Origin of the sequence: Bulleidia sp. HCP3S3_C9 (genome assembly GCF_052064035.1) — a bacterium.
In the GTDB taxonomy this organism is placed as follows: domain Bacteria; phylum Bacillota_I; class Bacilli_A; order Erysipelotrichales; family Erysipelotrichaceae; genus Bulleidia.
In genome coordinates, this window is the sequence record NZ_JBQHWJ010000144.1 from 1 (window position 1) to 461 (window position 461).

Sequence of the window (461 nt, forward strand, 5' to 3'; positions counted from 1 at the left end):
TTGGTAAGACTTGAAAATTCAATTACATCTTCTTCGGGTGCAAGACCAAGAAAATATTTGAACGCCATATCTGTACGTGTTCTTTCAACAACATCTCTGTCAGAAAGCTCATACATCCGCTTAAGCATAAGGTATTTGAACATGACCTGCGGCCTGTATCCTGGTCTGCCGTTGCCGGAAGTGTATGTGTGTTTCAGCAGATCATCTACAAAGCTGAAATCCACGAGCTCATTCAGCTGCCGGAGCTCGTGATCTTCTGGAATGATTATGTCGTAAAGATCGATATAGGGACTGAGAATCATACCTTCCTGTTTGATCATAAGCTATCCTCGCTGCGATTCATTTCATTTCTCAGTGCTTTTTTTATGATTTCAGATTTAGATGCTTTGGATTTGTCCAGCCACGAAATAATATCTTTATCCTTGTCAAGATTAAACCATACAGTTACTCTTGTCATCTTG

Annotated in this window: 1 protein-coding gene; it reads right to left on the reverse strand. The window is 40.1% G+C overall.

Going from position 1 to position 461, the window contains the following annotated elements; all coding sequences use genetic code 11:
• The coding region (locus ACTND6_RS11175) for a transposase (protein ID WP_441024349.1) at positions 1-320 on the reverse strand (320 nt) is incomplete at its 3' end.
• Positions 321-461: the final 141 nt, after the last annotated feature.